24 protein-coding genes are annotated in these 18,060 nt (G+C 61.0%); 3 read left to right on the top strand and 21 right to left on the bottom strand.

Annotated features, from left to right (window positions below):
* Positions 1–4: 4 nt before the first annotated feature.
* From AC4ANE_RS08280 to AC4ANE_RS08195, 18 genes are all read right to left on the bottom strand, one after another.
* A complete protein-coding gene (locus AC4ANE_RS08280) occupies positions 5–529 on the bottom strand; it encodes a phage tail protein (protein ID WP_011169814.1) in 525 nt (174 codons plus the stop codon).
* Positions 526–1,695 (bottom strand): baseplate J/gp47 family protein, encoded by a 1,170-nt coding sequence (locus AC4ANE_RS08275; RefSeq protein WP_460408807.1) that lies wholly within the window; start codon positions 1,693–1,695, stop codon positions 526–528. Before AC4ANE_RS08275 ends, AC4ANE_RS08280 begins: the two co-directional genes overlap by 4 nt.
* A complete protein-coding gene (locus AC4ANE_RS08270) occupies positions 1,692–2,009 on the bottom strand; it encodes a DUF2590 family protein (protein WP_460408806.1) in 318 nt (105 codons plus the stop codon). The genes AC4ANE_RS08275 and AC4ANE_RS08270 overlap by 4 nt, the downstream gene beginning before the upstream one ends.
* Complete coding sequence (locus tag AC4ANE_RS08265) at positions 2,009–4,378, bottom strand: phage tail tape measure protein (RefSeq protein ID WP_460408804.1); 2,370 nt, start codon at positions 4,376–4,378, stop codon at positions 2,009–2,011. Before AC4ANE_RS08265 ends, AC4ANE_RS08270 begins: the two co-directional genes overlap by 1 nt.
* A 5-nt stretch (positions 4,379–4,383) precedes the next feature.
* The gene (locus AC4ANE_RS08260) at positions 4,384–4,527 is read right to left on the bottom strand and encodes a DUF6890 family protein (RefSeq protein WP_003342293.1); all 144 of its coding nucleotides are present in this window, start codon (positions 4,525–4,527) and stop codon (positions 4,384–4,386) included.
* Between the two features lie 20 nt (positions 4,528–4,547).
* A complete protein-coding gene (locus AC4ANE_RS08255; RefSeq protein WP_003342295.1) occupies positions 4,548–4,838 on the bottom strand; it encodes a putative phage tail assembly chaperone in 291 nt (96 codons plus the stop codon).
* Positions 4,839–4,871: 33 nt separating this feature from the next.
* Complete coding sequence (locus tag AC4ANE_RS08250) at positions 4,872–5,351, bottom strand: lysis system i-spanin subunit Rz (RefSeq protein ID WP_460408803.1); 480 nt, start codon at positions 5,349–5,351, stop codon at positions 4,872–4,874.
* Positions 5,348–5,875 carry a lysozyme gene (locus AC4ANE_RS08245; RefSeq protein ID WP_460408801.1) on the bottom strand — a complete coding sequence of 176 codons (528 nt, stop codon included), beginning with the start codon at positions 5,873–5,875 and terminating at the stop codon, positions 5,348–5,350. The genes AC4ANE_RS08250 and AC4ANE_RS08245 overlap by 4 nt, the downstream gene beginning before the upstream one ends.
* Positions 5,872–6,078: a hypothetical protein gene (locus AC4ANE_RS08240; protein WP_003342302.1), complete on the bottom strand. Its 207-nt coding sequence runs from the start codon at positions 6,076–6,078 to the stop codon at positions 5,872–5,874. The genes AC4ANE_RS08245 and AC4ANE_RS08240 overlap by 4 nt, the downstream gene beginning before the upstream one ends.
* The gene (locus AC4ANE_RS08235; RefSeq protein WP_004407224.1) at positions 6,078–6,287 is read right to left on the bottom strand and encodes a TraR/DksA family transcriptional regulator; all 210 of its coding nucleotides are present in this window, start codon (positions 6,285–6,287) and stop codon (positions 6,078–6,080) included. The genes AC4ANE_RS08240 and AC4ANE_RS08235 overlap by 1 nt, the downstream gene beginning before the upstream one ends.
* Positions 6,287–6,739, bottom strand: coding sequence for a phage protein (locus tag AC4ANE_RS08230; RefSeq protein WP_003342306.1), 453 nt, complete (start codon positions 6,737–6,739; stop codon positions 6,287–6,289). The genes AC4ANE_RS08235 and AC4ANE_RS08230 overlap by 1 nt, the downstream gene beginning before the upstream one ends.
* A gap of 3 nt (positions 6,740–6,742) precedes the next feature.
* Complete coding sequence (locus AC4ANE_RS08225; RefSeq protein WP_460408800.1) at positions 6,743–7,855, bottom strand: DUF2586 domain-containing protein; 1,113 nt, start codon at positions 7,853–7,855, stop codon at positions 6,743–6,745.
* A gap of 14 nt (positions 7,856–7,869) precedes the next feature.
* On the bottom strand, positions 7,870–8,538 hold the full coding sequence (locus AC4ANE_RS08220; RefSeq protein WP_011169820.1) for a phage virion morphogenesis family protein: 669 nt from the start codon (positions 8,536–8,538) through the stop codon (positions 7,870–7,872).
* The gene (locus tag AC4ANE_RS08215; RefSeq protein ID WP_004415364.1) at positions 8,528–8,971 is read right to left on the bottom strand and encodes a phage tail protein; all 444 of its coding nucleotides are present in this window, start codon (positions 8,969–8,971) and stop codon (positions 8,528–8,530) included. Before AC4ANE_RS08215 ends, AC4ANE_RS08220 begins: the two co-directional genes overlap by 11 nt.
* Positions 8,968–9,429: a head completion/stabilization protein gene (locus AC4ANE_RS08210; protein WP_460408799.1), complete on the bottom strand. Its 462-nt coding sequence runs from the start codon at positions 9,427–9,429 to the stop codon at positions 8,968–8,970. Before AC4ANE_RS08210 ends, AC4ANE_RS08215 begins: the two co-directional genes overlap by 4 nt.
* Positions 9,430–9,530: 101 nt before the next feature.
* A complete protein-coding gene (gene gpM / locus AC4ANE_RS08205; protein ID WP_460408797.1) occupies positions 9,531–10,259 on the bottom strand; it encodes a phage terminase small subunit in 729 nt (242 codons plus the stop codon).
* Entirely contained in the window at positions 10,256–11,278 is a 1,023-nt protein-coding gene (locus AC4ANE_RS08200) for a phage major capsid protein, P2 family (RefSeq protein WP_460408796.1), read from the bottom strand. Before AC4ANE_RS08200 ends, gpM begins: the two co-directional genes overlap by 4 nt.
* A 1-nt stretch (position 11,279) precedes the next feature.
* Complete coding sequence (locus tag AC4ANE_RS08195; RefSeq protein WP_003413628.1) at positions 11,280–12,212, bottom strand: GPO family capsid scaffolding protein; 933 nt, start codon at positions 12,210–12,212, stop codon at positions 11,280–11,282.
* Between the two features lie 161 nt (positions 12,213–12,373).
* Here AC4ANE_RS08195 and AC4ANE_RS08190 point away from each other — a divergent pair, with 161 nt between their 5' ends.
* The 3 genes from AC4ANE_RS08190 (at position 12,374) to AC4ANE_RS08180 (ending at position 15,546) form a co-directional block, all read left to right on the top strand.
* Positions 12,374–14,428: a terminase large subunit domain-containing protein gene (locus tag AC4ANE_RS08190; RefSeq protein ID WP_460408795.1), complete on the top strand. Its 2,055-nt coding sequence runs from the start codon at positions 12,374–12,376 to the stop codon at positions 14,426–14,428.
* Entirely contained in the window at positions 14,355–15,209 is an 855-nt protein-coding gene (locus tag AC4ANE_RS08185) for a phage portal protein (RefSeq protein ID WP_460408986.1), read from the top strand. The genes AC4ANE_RS08190 and AC4ANE_RS08185 overlap by 74 nt, the downstream gene beginning before the upstream one ends.
* Positions 15,210–15,285: 76 nt before the next feature.
* Complete coding sequence (locus AC4ANE_RS08180; RefSeq protein ID WP_080946548.1) at positions 15,286–15,546, top strand: ogr/Delta-like zinc finger family protein; 261 nt, start codon at positions 15,286–15,288, stop codon at positions 15,544–15,546.
* 670 nt (positions 15,547–16,216) lie between these two features.
* Here AC4ANE_RS08180 and AC4ANE_RS08175 read toward each other — a convergent pair.
* The 3 genes from AC4ANE_RS08175 to AC4ANE_RS08165 all read right to left on the bottom strand — a co-directional run bounded on the left by AC4ANE_RS08175 (position 16,217) and on the right by AC4ANE_RS08165 (position 17,978).
* The gene (locus tag AC4ANE_RS08175; RefSeq protein WP_052746237.1) at positions 16,217–16,930 is read right to left on the bottom strand and encodes a hypothetical protein; all 714 of its coding nucleotides are present in this window, start codon (positions 16,928–16,930) and stop codon (positions 16,217–16,219) included.
* Between the two features lie 197 nt (positions 16,931–17,127).
* Positions 17,128–17,751: a DUF8585 domain-containing protein gene (locus AC4ANE_RS08170; protein ID WP_460408793.1), complete on the bottom strand. Its 624-nt coding sequence runs from the start codon at positions 17,749–17,751 to the stop codon at positions 17,128–17,130.
* A complete protein-coding gene (locus AC4ANE_RS08165) occupies positions 17,748–17,978 on the bottom strand; it encodes a Cro/CI family transcriptional regulator (RefSeq protein ID WP_011104826.1) in 231 nt (76 codons plus the stop codon). The genes AC4ANE_RS08170 and AC4ANE_RS08165 overlap by 4 nt, the downstream gene beginning before the upstream one ends.
* Positions 17,979–18,060: the final 82 nt, after the last annotated feature.

Raw genomic sequence — 18,060 nt, 5'->3', positions numbered from 1 at the left:
GCTCCTAAAGGCTGGCGACCAGCGTTTGCTGATCGTCATTGAAATCCACCAGGGCAACAGCAAGACGCACCGGGGTGATGGTTACGAAGTCATACCGGCGGCAGGTGCGTCCGTACTGACGGATCAGCACACGCAACAGGTCGGGGTTCTCGGACAGTTGGGAATCGCTCAGGGTGAGCAGCACGACGTCCCAGTCGCGTTCGGGCATGCGTTCCTGGATCTCGACGTAGCCGACGCCCAAGCGCTCCAGGATGCGTTTCAAACCGGCAGTGCTGCCGGCGTCCACGGAGTTGATAAAGGCGTACTTGACCCGCAACCGGAACAGACTTTCAGGTTCGGCGGGAAACCGCGTGACGTCCCGCTGCCAAGCCCACAGCTCCAGAATCGACAGGTGGCAGGTGTCCGCGTCGAACTGCAGGTACGGCCAGCGCAGCCATTCGGTGGCCTGTTCCCACCAGAGCTGGGCGGTGGTCACCAGCTTGGTCAGCTCCAGCCCTTCGAGCCAGAACGGCAGCTTGAGCTTGATCATTGCAGGACCACCGCCAGGGTGCTGATGCGCGGGATGTCCAAGGCCGAGACGATGTCGCTGTTGGCGAACCGCAACGAACTGATATCCGGAAACTGGACGTGCAGCTCTTCGGTCAGGCGGCTGAAACTGAAACGCGACTGGGGGAACGTGCGGGTCGGTGCGTAGTCGCTCTGGGTGCTTTCACGAAAAGCGGCGCGGATGAACAACCCGATCTCGGCCTGCAGCGTCTGCAGCTGCAGCACGGTGAGGTTGGCCACCGGCCAGACGTTGACGCTGATCGCGTGCAGGGTTTCGGGCATGGCCATGGCCAGCAGATCGTCGCCGTGGCCATGGTTGCCGCCATCCCGGATATGCGTGTTGATCTGCTCGAGGAAGGTATCGGCGGGCACGCCGGCGTCGAACAGCACGAAGGCATTGGCGCTGCCTGGACCACGCGGCGCGCCGTGTTCGAAGTACACACCGTCCGCTGCCACGCCTGGAAACCCGGTGATGATCGCCCGGTACACCGCGTCGGTGTGCCACTGGTTGACCGCCGAAAACTGGTTGCGCACGCGCAGGCGTAACTGGTCGTCATGCTCGGAATCCGCGCCAGGCGTCTGCAGCCAGTCGGTGTTGTTTACCACTTGGACAACGCCCGGTACCGACTGAGGCAGCACCGCGTAATAACCGGGTGCCAGGTTGTAGCCGCTGCCAGCTCCCACGGCCTTGACCGGTACCACCAGCTGACTCTGGCCCTCTTCAAAGCTGCGCGGCTCGGTGGTTACCAACTGGTAGATATGACCATTGAGCGTCGGTGACTGAACGACAGTGCCGATCGGCACTTCCAGCTCGCCACCGGTATTGGCGCGGGTAAAGAGCAGCTCACCAACGGCCACCGTCGCGGCCTTGCGCTCGATGTTCACCGCCCAGGCCAGCATGTCCAGCCACTGCGCACCGGCAGTCTTGACGAAGAAATTCGGCAGCACCGTGCCGCTGACGAACTCCAGCAGCCACAGCACCGGCTTGGTGACCAGCGCCGTGATGATCCGCCAGAACGGACTGTAAGCGCTGGTGTTGCTCAGCGTGCTGCCCTGCTCAACGGCCAGTTTTTCCCAGGCCTGCTTGAGCTGCGCATCGGTGGTGGGCACGCCGGAATCACTGAGGGCCTTTTTAAAATCGACGGTCACAGGGTGATCTCCAGCAGGCCGAACTTCACGGTCGTGGCGGTCACCAGGTACACACCCGGCTGGGTCTGCTCGATCTGCGCAGTGCCTGGTACCAGACGTTCGTCATCCTCGACGAGCAGTTCCATCTGCTGAATGCAGTCACGCTGACGCAACCGGTCGCGCTCGGCCACCAGGGTGATCAGCAGGCCGCTTTCGCGGATCAGGTGCGCGATGTCCTGGGCGATCGAGGCGCGGTCATCCACCAGCAGAGGCTGGCGGGCCGGATCGAGTACCAGGTCGTTGTTCATGATCAACAGATCAACGTATTCACTCATCAGCCGCCCACCGCCATGGCCATCATGTTTTCCATTTCCAGCTGGGTCATGGGTTTGGACGTGTGGATCTCGACCTTTTCCACGCGGATGCCTTGGCGCTCATGCGGGTTCAGGGCGTTGTTCTGGTTCTGGAACGTTTGCATCAGTCCTCCTTTCGGGACGGCTGTGGGTTTGGTGGGACTGATCGAGGTACTGGCCGAAACTGCCTTGCGGGCTTCGATGCCCTTATCTGCCTGGGCAGGCAGTTGAATCACCTTCTCGACACGCGCCGACAACGCGGTGGTGGGTGGCGTCGGAAATGCCGGGCCGGCCGGTGCTGGCGGCAGCTTGATCGGCTCGCCCTGCTGGATCTGCGGGACCGGCATCTGCAGCGGCTTGAACGGCAGCACGTTGGGTTGCGGCAGGCTGATGGGCTGTGCCGGTTGGACCTGAACTGCAGGTGCGGGAACCTGCACACGCGCAGGCTGAGCGACGGCAGCCGGTACCAAGGCCAAGGGCTTGGGTGCCTGACTCGCGGGAGTCTGCGCAGCCGAGGCGACTTTCGCCCCCGGCACTGTGCCCGCCGGCGGTGTGGTCACCACTGCCGGCAGTTGTGGACCCGGTACAGGCGCGCCCACTTGACCAGGCAGGTCGGGCACCTTCGGCGGCTCTGGCAAATCGCCAAACGTGGTCTCGATGTTGATACCGGGGATCTTGTTGGCCATCTCGATCAGGCCATTGATTGCGCCCTTCACTGTGGACAGGATGCTGTCCCAGGCAGTTTTGGCGATGCCGGACCAGCCGCCCATCGAGTCGAACCAGCTGGACAGTTTGGCCATCTGATCGCTGATCCACTGAAACGCGGTGGTGTTCATCAGCGCCGTGCACAGATCGTCCCAGTACACGACCGCCGCAACCACGGCAGCGGCCAACAGGACAATGCCGGCCACGATCAGCAGCACCGGGTTGGCCAGCATGGCGGCGTTGACCAGCCAGATCGCGCCCTGCCACAGCAACATGCCGACGCGCACAATCGACATCCAGGTGTACAGCCCGATCAGGCCGACCACGAAAGCCGCAACCATGACCGTGTGGAACAGGAACATGGCGATCGATTTGAAGCCCTGCCAGGTGAGCAGCTTCCACACGGTGAGCATGCCCAGCCACACCATTTTGCTGACACCGACTACCAAGGTCAGCAGCGACATCGCAGCAATGAAGCCAAAGACCACCAGTGTGGTGATACCGATGATGCGGGTGATGTTCGGGAACAGCTGCGTCCAGCGGGTCAAGGTCTTGGCAATGCCCACCAGGCGATCCATCAGCGGGGTCAGCGTCGGAATCAGGGACTGGCCGAAGGCGATGCGCAACGCTTCGACGGCTTTGCCAAACTGCTCCCAGGGGTCGACCATGGCCTTGGCCATCTTCTCGGCGTTCTCCAGGCCCCGGACCTTGCCCAGTTCGGCAATGCCGTTGCGCAGGCGATCGGTGTCCTTGGCCAGCGCGCCGATCACCTGGGCACCTTCACCGCCGAACACTTCCATCAGCTTGGTGCCGGCAGCCGCGCTGGTCAGGTCGCCGTACTTGCCCTGCAGCTTGTCCATGATCTGCAGCATGGGCAGTGCATTGCCAGCGGCGTCCGTGAAGCTCAGGCCGGTTTTCTCGGCAGCCGCACTGAGGTTTTCAAAAAACGCCTTGTAGCGCCCGCCGGCGTCGCCGCCTTCCATGGTGCTGGACAGCGTACCGACCACAGCCATTTGTTCGGCAAAGCTAACGCCGGCCTGGGTCGCGATCGCCCCTACTTCCTTGAAGGCGTCTTTCAACTGGGCACCATCGGTACGGAACAGCTTCACCGCCAGCGCGGTCTGGCCGGTCAGTTGCTCGGCCCATTGCACCCGGCCCATCTTGTCTGCCTGGGACTTGAACAGGTTGTACATGGTGCCCAGATACGCGCCGGTCGTTTCGGCGTCGGATTTGGTGACCTTGGCCAACAGGTTGCTGGCACTGGTGATGGTGGCCAGCTGGCCGCCGACCAGGCCCTTGATCGCGCCATCGATGACGCGTGACGACGCCACGAACTCGGCTGCACTGGTGGCGTAGGTGATCGAGAATTCGAGGGCCGTCCGGTTCAGCGACGCCAGCGCGTCTTCAGTGGTGCCCAAGGCGCGCATGTCGCCCAGCGCCCGGTTCACTTCCAGCGCCGGTTCCAGTGATTCGGTGATGGCCTTGCCCGCCCCCACCATGCCGGCCAGGCCTGCACCCATCTGAATGATGTTCTGCTGGCTCTTGGCGGCGAGGTCGCTAAAGCTGGTTTTCACCTTGCCCAACGGGGCACTGACCTTGTCGGTCAGTTTCAGGATGAAAGCCAGGCGGGCGGAACGGTCGGCCATCAGGGTTATCCGTTAAAGGCAGTGGAAATGCCGTTGGCGACGGCAATTTCCATGCGTCTCCAGTGTTCGTCTTCAAGCCACTTGGCGGTGCCCATGCTTTCGATCGTGGGCTCAGCGCCAGGCAGCCAGCGTTGGGTCAGGGCCAGCAACTGGCCCAGCCCGTCCTGGGTCAGGCCTTCGGCATGTTCGAGGGCTTTTTTACGATCACTTCAACGTCCGGCGAATACTCTTCAAGCAACGCACCGGCCAGGGTCATGGTGGTGATCGGGTTTTCCAGCAGCGCTTTCAGTGCGGCCTTGTCTTCGTCCTTGACGGTGCCCATCAGCAGGTTGTGGGCCGGCGCGACCTTGTTGGCCTGTGTGGTGGCGTTGAAGTACTTGGTGATCACCTGCGGTGTCAGGTTGAAGGTGAATTCCTTGTCGCCACGTTCCAGGGTGATGCTGCGGTTTACTTCGCTCATGTCGGTGTTTCCGTAAGGTTGAGTTGCAAAGGGTCAGGGTTGTGCCGGCGTGCGTTGCACGACCTGGCGGATGTAGTCCTGCAGGCCGAGGATCATTTGCCGACTTAAGGCGAGCTGATCTCGGAGGGTGAAATAATCAGGTCGAGCGTCTGCTGCGAGTTCGGCGCTGCCTGCATCAGCCAGGCCGGCGGTGCCGGGGGCACCGGGCATTGCGGGGCAGACGGCTTTGATGCGCAGCCGGTAACTGCCATCAGCAACAGCAAGCTGCAGAGTGTTGATTTGAGCGCGGGCACGGTTCAGTTCCTCGGTGTGGTGGGTGTCGAGCTGGTCCCGCGCTTCCAGCTGATCGCGGGCCAGGCGCGCCGCCTCTCGCTCGGTGTGCAGTTCTGCAGTGGCGTCGACCAGCTCAGCGCGGGCAGCGACGAGCTGGTTGCCCTGGTACTCAAAAGCGCCCCAGGTCAGCAGACCGACCACCAGCAAAAACAGGGCAAGGCGCAGCGGGCTGATGGTCATTGCAGGCACAGCCTCATTTCGGCCAGCCGGCGGTTGTGCAGGCCACGAACGAAGGTCTTACGGCCATCGGCACCGGTCACATAGGCCCACACCGGCGTCGTGCCGTCGGAAGCCCAGGCCAACGCTTTGCAGCCCTCGGCAATGCGGCCCGCATTTATCAGGCCCACGGCACGGCTCGCGCACGTCGTCGGCACGCCGAAGTTGTGGCCATGGCTGCTCAAGGCGTCGAACGTGTTCTGCCCGATCGCCTGATTGGTCAGGCAGTCGGCCAGGCTCAACTGCCCCTTGGCGATGACCAGGCCTTCCACCTCGGCGCAGCGCGCATCCGACCAATATTCACCGACCACCACTGGATCCGGGCTGGTGTGCCTGGTGATGCCTTTGCAGACCGTGGGCAAACCACTGGCCAGCTTGTCGGCGTACACCACGTTCTGGCCGTTGCCTTCCCAAGTGCCCAGGAAGGCGGTCAACGAGGCGCTGCAGAGCAGCAGCACCCCTGCGGTGATCTTGACCCGCAGGCTCATGGCTTGACCCTCCAGTCCCGCAGCATCTGGCGGTACTTGGGGATCAGCAGCAGGATCTGCAGCACCATGTAAAACGCAGTCAGCATGTAGGCCACGGCGGACCAGTCAACGGCACCGGTCGCACCGGTGGCGGCGACGCCGATAGCGGGCGACGCCTTCACCAACGCAATGGCGGTGTCCTGAGCAGCTTGATTGGTGCTCATCAGCGAAGTCCTTTTTCGGTCAGGGTTTGGCAAGGCACGCAACGGGTCATGCCGCCTAACGCCTGGCGCGCCGGCGGGATCTCCTTGTCGCAGTCCTGGCAATGAGTGAGGCTCGGCCCGCTCGCTCGCGGCTTGGCCAACTGGGCCGCAATGGCCTGGTCGCGTTGTCGCTGCTCCAGAGCCTGCGCACGATCGAACGGGCAGACCATTACGTCAGGCCCTCGATCTCAGCAGCAGCCAGGTACGGCACGCCGTTGATCTTGATAAAGTCCGGACTGGTGACGTCGAACGGCACCTTGTGGGTGTTCTTCGCGCCGCCTTTGGGATCGATGCTCAGCAGGCTGGACACGCGAACCTTGCAGCCGAACGCCTCGATGCGCAGTTCCTCTTCGCCGGCCTTGGCGAAGAACACGATGTCGAACGGCTCCAGCTCGCGGAAACTGCCCGCAGTCTTGGCCTGCTCGATCAGCAGATTGAAGTTGGTTGTGTCCAGCTCCAGTTCGCCGGCTGCAGCGACATCGCCGTCGACGTGCCCGTTGGGCACGCCCTTGGTCTGGGCCACGGTGCTGTTATCCGTGATGTCGATGGTGCCGGCCTCGACGTGAACGAGCAGATCGCCCAGGTTCACGTCGAAGTTCTTACCGCCAATTTTTGCGGCCATGGGTTACTCCGAATCCGTAACGGAAAGGTCCAGCGCGATGTTCGCGGTCAGGTCTTTCGGGCAGTTGAGGGGGCGCAGCTTGATGTGAGCCACGACAGATTTTTTGCTCGTCCAGGTCAGCACGATGTTGTCGTCCTTGGGCTGCTCGATCTCGCCTGGAAACACCTGGCCGGCGAATTTGGTGGACTTGGCCATCGCGCGCAGCGGGGCCATCAGCTTGGAAGTAGTGGTCGCCATGCTGTTGGCCGAGCTGTTCAGGGTCCGATCGCCCACGTAGCGGATCAGCAGAGCGCGCACGCGGCGGGCTGCCTTGTCGACGACCCGCAGGTTCTCGATCACCTGAAAGTCACTGCCGGGGGTGTCCAGCATGTTGCCGTCGCCCCAGTAGGTGCCCGGATAGTCCGGGTACGTCTGCGGCACAGAAAGACGCGCTGCGTCGAGCTGCGAAAGCACCGCGGTGCTCAGCGGGATGCCGTCCATGTCTTTGGGTTCAGCGCCCAGACCCAGGACTGCGCCGGTGGCAACGCGCATCGGCGTGTCGGCAATGCTCACGGCGGCATTGGCCAGTCGACCGGCCAGCACGCCCAGGTTATTGCCGTGCAGTTGCGGTACCGGCAGAACCCGAGGCGCAACCAGGCCGTCGACGATGGCTTTCTGCTCGACAACGTAAGCGCTCCAGCTCAACTGCGGAGCAACGCCGGCAGTAGCGGCCATGACGAAGACGCGGCGGCCCAGCTTGTTGCTCAGGTCATTGGCTGCAACGTGCATCGCTGACAGCTCGGTCTGAGTAGTCACCGGATTGACGATCACCACCGCTTCGAAGGAATAACTGCGGGTCGCGCTCTCAAGCGCCTGTTGCCAGGTGGTTTCGCCTGCGATCGGAGCGGCGATGCAGGCCCAGCGATCGCCGCCGTTGCTGCGCGCCGCCAGGATCTGGCTTTTCAGGTCGCTGTCCGCAACGCCCAGCTGGACGTCCAGATCACTTTGGGTGTCCAACGGGACCAGCTTGCCGACGTTCTTGGCAGCGGGACCGATGAACAGGAAATAGCGTTCGATCTCGCTCACGGCACCCTGGCCGAGGTTGAGATTGTTAACGCTGACTTTGCCGAGTGCCATAAAGCGGTGCCTCGTTAGCGGGGTGAATTAAGGATTTGTTGCAGCACCAGGTTCACCAGTTGGCTGGTTTCGCTGTCGCTGGCACCGAGGAACTGACGCGCAGGCAGCTGGATGTTCCAGCTTTGCGCACCGGTGGATTCGGCTCGTTCGTCGTCCAGGACGCGGATCAGCAATCCCGCTCTGGCGTAGTTCAGGTGTTGCTGGATCCACGCCACAGATGGGCGGGTCAGGGTCTTTTTGCCTTCCTGACGGGTCTTGAAACCCAGACGGCGCAGGCTCTTGGCCTGTTTTTCGGTAGCGGCAGTGCCCGGCGGAACCTTGTTCCACTGGCGCATCTGTGCGGCGGTGCGCCGCTCGGACACGCCGTTGTGTTGCTGCGAGGCAACCCAGCGGGTCAGCGTGTTGCGCCAGCCCAGTTCGGCTTCAGTACCGGTCAGGCGAGTGACATCGAGCAGCTTGCCCAGGCCGGTTTCCATCTTCTTCTTGCCCTTGGACGTGTCCTTGCGGGCAGCGAACGGGGTTCCATTCAGGTTCTGCTGGTTGCGGATCCGCTGCCGGCTCAGACTGCGCACGCGCTTGGCCACGTTGTTCAACAGACGTCTGCGCTTGGGCGTCGGAAGCTCCATCAAAGCCAGCAGGTCCTGTGCTTCGAGCATGCCGCGAATGTCCAGATCAAAGGCCATGACCGGTCACCTCGCCGCTCTCAGCTACCCACAGTTCGAACGGCACGAACGACCAGGTATTGCCGAACGCCTCGATCTCGCCGGCAGGGTCCTCGGCCAGGTACTGCGCTTCGGTGAACTGCAGCTTGATGTCGACGTCGGCCAGGTCGTTGTCGAGCATGACCACGTCGAACACCACGTTTGGCAGACCGTCGCGGTCCTGGTCGTGGGTTTCCAGCCAGCTGCCTACCAGGGCAAACAGGCGCGCCGGGTGATCCGCGAACCGCTCGATCGAGATGGTCGCGCCGTAATTCATGTCACCCATGTGCATGCCTTGGGTGTCAGGTTTCCAGACCAGCTCGACCTGCACCTGGTCGGTCCAGCTGTCGAGCTGCTCAGGGGCGACCAATTGGCGCTCGAGCAGGTAGGCGGTCAACGCCTTGAGCTTGATCACAGGAGCGCCGCCGTGATGCGGCCACGGCCCTGGAGCGAGCGCACCGCAGCCTGGCTGAAAGCGAGGAAGGTTTCGGAACGCTCTGGGAGCTCTTTGCCGATGTTCTCGGCACTCTCGCGGCGATTGACCGTGGCAAACTGGGTCAGCAAGCTGGCTTTGGCGCGGCTGTAGACGGCGCGCTTATAGGTCGCCGCTTGAAAGGTGCGCTCTGGCAGGATGGTGGTGTCTGCGGATTCAACGTTGGACACGCCAGCGCCCTGCCAGCGCGCTTTTAACTTGGCCAGGTCGGTATTGACCTCGACCATGGCCGTGGTCAGGTCGGCAGCCAGCATCTCTACCAGGTACTCCGCCGGCAGGCGGTAACCTTTCTGGAACTCGGTCACAGAGAGGTCGGGCCAAAAGCCGTCGTTCTCGATCACTTGTTCCACAAAGGTGGTGGGCTTCCCGGAAAAGCTCATTGCTGGCCGCTCAAATAGGGGCGGGAAAACTGTTTCAGTGGGTCAGGGCCATAAATGGTTGGCTCACATCCACAGTTTCTCGCCGGGGGGGGGGGGTCGGTTTATTCGTTGCCGTTGCCGGCGTTTTCGTTGGCTTGGGCTTGCGCCTTGGCCAGTGCCTTGCGGCAGTCAGAAAGACGTGTCCCTACGCCGATGCTTTCGTAGAGCTGTTCGGCCCGTTCGAAGTGGTGGATCGCTACAGGCCAGTCCTTGCGATGCAGCGCGATCATTCCCAACAACTTGTGGTAGCGCGCCGGAATGCGCTCATACAGCTGCCATTCGCCATCCACACGGGGCAGCAAGTTGGAGACGTAAGGTTCAGGGCTGCGCCTGGCCTTGAATTCCGCCTCGGCCCAATCGATCACCTCGTCTGCAACAAAGGTCGGAATGTCACGGTTGAAGCGCTCAGGCAGTGCCTGCCCTTGAGACATGGCGAAATCGGCCAGCTCCAGGCCCTGGGTAAACTGCTCGGTGTCGAACAGCCAAATCAGGACGTACACCAACACAGAGTTCGGGAAATTCAATTCCGAATCGCGATACCGCTGTACGTACTCCAGGTATTTGGGCAGCAGCTCGTCACGCTTGAGCAACTGGCGCAGCGAGTGGCTGTTGATCGCGCTGATGCGCTCCAGATCGCCCGCCAGCGCGTCTTCCATCAACTTCAAGTGCTTGCGTGCATTGGCAGGGCTGGACATCGCGGTGTCCGCCGAATAAGCCACTGGGGCACTGGCGATCGCAGCCGCTGGGCCTTCTGCGATCAAGCGGCGTTTATGCGCCAGTGCCAGGCTCATGCTTTCACCAGTTCGACGTTTTCGGTCATGGAGAACTTTTCCAGCTGCTCGATCACATAGCCTTCGTTACGGCTGTTGTAATCCTCAACGCGGGAGCGCTTCGGGTTATCAACGGTCTGCTTTCGCCAGCTGGAGTCCTGGAAGTAGATCGACAGGTTGTCGAAGCTGGTAACCACCACGGCGTTGACCGGGAAGAACGGCGCGGCGAAGCTCGGCAGACCGCCGTAGGTCGCGATGACCTGCGCAAGTTCGATGCGCTCTTTCTCGGTAGGCACGTCACCCTGCTTGGAATAAAGCTTGGCCTTGTCGTGAGCCAGCAGGTCACTGCCGATGATCGCAATCAGGTCGCCGCCGTCACGAACGCGCTCGTCCACCATCTGCTTGGTGTCATGCACCAGAGCATCAAGGTTGGCGTAGTCGCCACCTTCGCCCAGGGTAATTTTGCCGGCTGCCAAGCCCTGGCTAAGCACCTGCTCAGGGATCTGCTCGCGAGCAATTTGCAGCCAGCCCTTGTTCACGTCCTGCAGCATCGGGAAAGCGTCAATGTCGGTCTGCGCAGCGGCATGGGTGCCGTGGAAGCCGATCATCAAACGGTCCAGTGCGATCTGCTTTTGCACGGCAGCTGCATAGCGCTGCTGGAAGTCCGGGAACTTGGCCCAGGCGTCGATCTTCGCGTAAGGCAGGCTGACGTCGGACTCGGTGGAGAACAGCTCATAGCTGTCGTCATCCAGCGCCGAAGCATCCTTGGCTTCGCGATCCTTGGTCTTGGTGTTGGTGCGGCCCGTCACAGGACCCGACACGCCGAGGAACACCTTCTCACCTTTGATCTCGGTCACGGGGATGACGTTGATGCGCTGCAGGAAATCGGACTTGTGGGTGATCGCCTCGTTGAGTTCCTGGGCAATCGAGGGCTCGACGCTAAACGTCTTGCTAACCAGCTCGACACCATAGGACTCAGCCAGGGAAACCTGCAGGGCCGCGAACATTTTTGCGCCGAAGGCGCTCAGAGACCTGGCCATGTCAGAGTACCCGCTTCGGTTTAGGGTCAGCGGCACCGGTGGTGCGTGACAGGTGGCGGCCTTCCGGCTTGTCCAGCAACGCGCTGAATTGCGCCTGCAGCTTGTTCATGCCGGCCAGCACTGCAGCGTTGGACGAGCCCTTGCGGCTCAACTGCTTTTCGTCTTCGGCGGTGGCCACGATGTCATCGACCGCCGTCTGTACGTCGTCGATCGGGGCCTGGTCGGGTGCCGGCGGTGCCTCTGCAAAACTGTCAATCAGCGCCTGAATGCCGGCAGTGACGATCAGTTGCTGTTCGATCAAGGCCTGCAGCGCTTTGGCTGTAGCTTCATCCATTGGGGGTTTGCTCTCGGTAGGGGTTTGCGGGGTGGTTTCGGCTGGCACCTCTTCAATGCCAAAGCGCTTGAACAGGCCGGTGAACATGCTGAACAGCTTGGCCACCTCGCCCTGCGGTTCGTCTTCACCAATCGAACCCAGCGGGACGGCAGCCGCGTAATGCACGCGCTTGCCGGGGTTGCCGGGGTTGCGGGAGAAGTAGAGTTCTTGAGTGCCCAGGCTCGCCGGCTCGTCGGTGACAGCTAGGCCGGTCAGGTAAGCCCTGCCAGTGCCAGCGAAGTCGGGCATGATCTCGATGCTGGTGAAGAGCTTTTCGCCTTGGTCGTTGAGCCACAGCAGCTTTTGGTTGGGCTTCAATTGCGCTTCCAGCGCGACTTGGCCGGGGGCCAGACCCTCGACGTCCTCGATCAGGCGCACGGCAAACACGGTGCCGTAAGAGCCTGGCCAGCGGTCATGTTCGGACCAGATGGTGGCCGTGTAAGTAGTAGTGCTGTACGTCTCGGCGATGTCGCGCAGTTCCTGGGGGGTGATGACGCGCCCATCGACGGTAGGACCGCTGGTGGCGACGCGTTTCCAGAAGCTGACAAGGGAACGGGGCATGGTAGGAACTGCGCTCATCGGTGAGTTGAGGCCCCAAGATAGGGAGCCGCAGCGCCTCCAACAAACGGTTTACTTTCGCGCTTCTCCTATATTTGATTTATAGGAGAAACACGGATTTTAACTGCACGTTTTCCGCGTTTTCGCCGCATAGACTGCGGCCCATGTACTACTCAACCGAAGTCAAAGAAGCCGCCAAACGCCTGTTTCTACGCCGTCACAAGGCCAAGGAAATTCAGGCGCAGTTGAACCTGCCCAACATCCGGATCGTGTACCACTGGATCCGCGTTGGTGGCTGGGAAGACATGCTGACGGATGAAGAACCGCTGACCGCCGTCAGCCGGCGTATCACCTTGCTTCTAGAGAAAGCCGACTCACTGAGCAAGGGCGAGCTGGACGAACTGGACCGGTTGACGACCGTTCGCGAACGCCTGGTTAAGCAGTGTGTAAAGCCGGTGGTTGCGCCGGTTCGTGATGACCAGGGCGACGATGGCCATCGCCGCGATGATCAACGCGGTGAGCGTCGGGAGCGTGGCAAGCGCGACGGCAAGAAGCGGGAAAAGAAGGTCAAGAACGACGTAAGCGAGCTGCGCGAAGTGGACTTTCTCGACAAGTTCATCAGCAAAATGTACGGCTACCAGAAAGAGCTGTTCGCCGCGAAACAGAACCCGCTGACCGCCAGGATCCGGAACATCCTCAAAAGCCGCCAGGTGGGCCTGACCTACTACTTCGCCGGCGAAGCTTTCATGGACGCGGTGCTGACCGGCGATAACCAGGTGTTCCTGTCGGCCAGCCGCGCCCAGTCCGAGATTTTCCGCAGCTACATCATCGCCTTTGCCCAGGCGTGGTTTGGCCTGGAGCTGACCGGCAACCCGATCGTACTCAGCAAGGACGGCAAGCCTTGGGCCGAGCTGCGCTTTCTCAGTACCAACAGCAGTACTGCGCAGGGTCACCATGGCCATGTGTACGTTGACGAATATTTCTGGATCCGCGACTTCGAGAAACTGAACACCGTGGCGAGCGCCATGGCGACCCATAAGAAGTGGCGCAAAACCTATTTCTCCACGCCCAGCGCCGTATCGCACCAGGCGTACCCGTTCTGGCAGGGTGAGAAATTCCGCAACAGCAAACGCAAGGCGGCTAAAGATCCCTGGCCGAGCGACAAACAGATCTCTGCCGGCGCGCTGTGTCCGGACGGTCAGTGGCGCAAGGTCATCACCATCCTGGACGCCATCGCCGGCGGCTGCGATCTGTTCGACCTCGAGCAGCTGCAGCTGGAGTACGACGACGACAAGTTCCAGCAGCTGTTCATGTGCAAATTCATCGACAGCAGCCAGAGCGCTTTTTCCCTGGCAGATCTGGAACGCTGCTATTCGGACTTGTCTTTGTGGGCAGACTTCGACCCGGACGATCCGCGCCCGTATGGCAATAGCCCGGTCTGGATCGGTTACGACCCGAGCCGGACACGCGACGATGCGACGTGTGTGGTCATCGCACCGCCACTGGAGAACGGCGGCAAGTTCCGGATCCTGGAGAAGCACAGCTGGCGTGGTCACTCATTCAAGTACCAGGCCGAGCAGGTCAAGAAGCTGACCGAGCGATTCAACGTTCAGCACATCGGGATCGACACGACAGGCATCGGCTACGGAGTCTTCGACCTGGTCCGCGACTTCTACCCGCGTGCGACCTCGATCCACTACAGCCTGGAAACCAAGAACCTATTGGTACTCAAGGCGCAGGACACCATCCAGGGCAGCCGCATCGAATGGGACGCCGGCTGGAACGATATCGCCCAGGCCTTCCTGACAATCAAGCGCGGCACAACCGCCAGCGGCCAGGTGACCTACAGCGCGTCGCGAACCGACGCGACCGGTCACGCGGACGTGGCCTGGGCGGTCATGCACGCCCTGCAGTACGAACCCCTCAACACGGACAAAAAGCGGCGCAGTCGCTACGCACTCACTGGATCAACTTCCCATGGCAAAACCCAAAACCCTGCAGCAGGAAAAACCGGCGCAACGGCCCATGCGTGCATTCACATTTGGTGCGCCGGAATCCGTACTGACCGACAACATCGCGCAGTACCTGGGCGTGTTCGCCAGCGACGACGGTCGCATCTTCACGCCGCCAGTCTCACGCAGGGGGCTGGCCAAGCTGCTCAAGGCCAACGCACACCACGGCGCGATACCAGGGTTCAAACGCAATCTGCTGCTGCGTGAGTTCATCCCTTCAGCCGGCCTTTCAGTGGCCGATATGAGTCGGGCTGCGCTGGACTTCATGGTGTTTGGCGAAGCGTACTTCTACCGGGTACCCAATATGCTCGGCCAGATCTTGGAGCTGCGACACCTGCCTGCCATCAACATGCGGGTGAAGGTCGACGGTGGGTTCATCCAGTTGGAGCAGAACGGGCGGGAAACGGAGTTCGACGCGGAAGAGATCGAGCACGTCCTCAACTACGACGTCGAACAGAACATTTACGGCGTGCCTGAGTACCTGGGCGGTCTGCAGGCACTGCTGCTCAACGAGGCAGCAACACTGTTTCGCCGGCGTTACTACAGCAACGGCGCGCATGCGGGATACATCTTCTACACCAACGACCCGAACCTGACCGAAGAGGACGAAGACGAGCTACGTGCCCAGATCACGGCCAGCAAAGGCGTGGGCAACTTCCGATCGATGTTCGTCAACATTCCGGGCGGTTCCGAGAAGGCCATCCAGATCATCCCGGTGGGTGACTTCCAGGCCAAGGACGAACTGGAGAAGGTGAAGAACATCACGCGCAATGACGTGATCGCGGCCTGGCGAATGAACCCTGCCCTGGCCGGGATAATCCCGGAAAACAGCGGCGGATTCGGCGACATCGAGAAGATTGATCGCGTTTACACCAGCAACGAGATCAGGCCGATCTGTCAGCTGTTTGACCAGGCAAATGAGACGCTGCGCGAGGACAGGCGGTTTGCATGGAAGCCCATCGAACCCGCATTAGAAACCACTGTATAAAACATCAACACGCTGACTAAAAAACACCAAAACATGGCACAATGACGCCATTGGAAAATCGCCCTGGGAGGGACTCATGAGGATCTATTGCACATCGTGCGGACACAAGGGGCGGATCGGCTCCCGAGAAGAGGTTACAACGCAATACGTAAAGCTCTACTGCCAGTGTCTCGACGCAACGTGCGGACATACGTGGGTCGCTAACTTGACGTTTTCGCACACACTGCGAGAGTCGGCTCGCAAGATTGATTCGTTGTTGCTTGAACGACTGAGAGGCCTGCCGATTGCACAGCAAAAAGAGCTGTTCGACCAGCTGGGACAACAAGCAGGAATCTAAACCCTCCCCTGCCTTTCCCAGGGCATACACGTAACTTGATCCACCCCCCCCACCATGCCTGCTCCGCAGGCATATAAGCCGCCAACACAATCTGAAGTGAAACCTCACAACCCTGCGCGGCGGAACCCGCGCAGCGGCCGGTAGTCCGACAAATCCGAACCCAGAAATCTCAGCAGCGCCGCCCGATCGCGCCCGCGACCCCCGCTCGCAAATTTCGATTGCACCTCGGCGCGCCCGATTACCGCTTTTGACGCCCGCTGGATCCACGGCACTGTGTGCCGGGTATCCAGCATTGGGTGCAGGGCACTGCCCTGCCGCTGGTGCGGGCGCGCAGCCCGCGACTCTCTGGAGAATTGAGCGAAGCGAGCTGAGCCCTTGGGCGAAGGCATCATCAAGTACCCAACATGGAAGGCTTGTGGACACCTCGGAAGCCTCTTTTTATACCCATCGGGGGGGCTGAGGGGGGTATAAAATTCCATTTAATTCAAAGGCCTTCCGGTTGCCCCGCTCTCGCGCCGGCGGCGCAGAAAAATCGCGCTGTAAACCGGACGTACGCATGGCGGATTGCCGCTATGGTGATGCGCGGCTGAAGGTTGGGTGCTGAGGTAGGGGGGTTTTTCGACTGCCAGACGTAGCCTGGCCTCGCAGGGGTTGCGATCGCTTCTGGGGGTTAGGTGTCTTTCTTGACCTGGACATTGCGCAGTAAGCGCGCCATGGATTCGTTCACTCCACCAGGCCTGCTGTCGGGCTCCTGGGGAGCCTTGGCGCGACTAGGTGAGTCGCCCTGCTCTGGCGTCTCGCCCTGGCTGTGAGCCACCTTGCGTGCCTCACTACGTTCCCAGTTGGTACGTGACTGCTCGCGCCGCAAGGCCTCCAGGGAGGCCTTCTCTTGGCGCGCCAGGCGAAGCCCGCTGATGTCGCGCAGCTCCTTTTCACGCTTCTTCAGAGCTGCCTTCTTCGCCCTGAACCATAGGTACCGCACGCCGAGGTCAGCAAAAAACTTCTCAGTGAATCGCACTAGAACACGTGTACGCACCAGGTTAAGTCCGGCTTCGTCCTTTTCGTCCAAGCGGATCTTCTCGACACGCCGGTACACATAGTCAGCCAGCTCCATGCTGTGCAGCAGACGGTTGAAGGACGCTGCAGAGACGCCGCTGTCCTCTGCGACACCGCATTGGGTGTTGAGGAAGAACTGCCCACGTTCGACGTCGAGCCACCCCATAACGCCTGTAGCCAGATCCAGACGCAACAACATCTGCTCGGCAACCTTGGCCAGCGCATCGAATTTTTCGGAGCGTGTGCGGCGGCCACCATGGATGGTGTCCAGATCGCGCAGGTATGTGCCGCGCAGGTCACCGATTTGGCTTAGGCGCTTGAATGCCATACGCAGTAGGGGGTTTTTGAGCTGCTGGCCAGTAAGCCGGCGCGGGGCAGAATACCGTGGTGCTCGGGCCGGCGATCGCAGAGCCGCGTGGGGATCTTTCTTGTCGCGATGCACAGCAGTAGGCCGACCCTTTTTAGGGCCGACCTTTCGGTCGCTCGTTCGCGAGTTGATGTCCTTATCCGGCTGAGTCACAGGCGCTAGTTCACCTGTTGCAGGATGGGTTTCTGGTACTGCTCAAGCAGCACATCCTCGGCACGCGAGCGTAGTTCGCAGCACCGCGCTTCGACCGATCGGAGCTTATCGACGAAGCTAGGAAGCTTCTCGACGTCTTGGAAGTCGATGTTACCGTCTGCAAGGATCTCGCTGCCCAGGGCAACAGTGTCGCCCAGTCGCGCCACTAGCTGGCCGAACGCTCCCAGCGAGTTGCCTTCATTGTCCTGCTCACGCGCACCAGTCAGGCCGTGACGGCTGGCCAGTTCGTTGATGCAATCGTCTTTGAAGTCGCCATCAAGAGCCTCTACCCAAGCCTCTTCCAGCCAGCACGGTAGATCTACCTCACCATTGAGCCAGCGGCCAACTCGACGCAACCAGGCCCCTGATGCTCTCAGAAACGCGGGGGCGTCGTTGCTCTTGGCCAACTCGTCGAAATCCGGCACGTCCTTGCTGACAGCCTTGTCTGGAACGATGCGATGCAGATTGCTGCTCAGCACCTGGGCAAAGTCGTCCTGGCTGAAACCGGTGCGCGCGATCATCTCGGCAGCATGGGCAACCAGCACCTGGTCACGGGAGGTGGACATCTGTCCTGAACTGGACGTGTTCATGCAAGGCTACTGCTTTTAGCCTGCTGAAGCTCCAGATCATCTGGAGCTATCGAAGGGAACGGACGCACCTCTTGAGCTATGCATGAACCGTCAGTATCCACGGACACTTCGATGTTCCTGCGAGCTTTAAGCGCCTTAGCAATGGATGCAGGTTTGCAGCCCAAAGCGCGAGCAACCCGGGCTTGCCCAATCTTCGTGACAAAGTCACTCAACGAAATTCTTTCCACGGCATATACCTAAAGGAGCAATGAACGCACAGATATTAGCCTATGGCTCTTACATACACAACATAAATATGCCATAGGCTTA

Source organism: Pseudomonas sp. Pme6b, from assembly GCF_058129925.1.
This window is presented reverse-complemented; position numbering and strand designations above follow the sequence as displayed.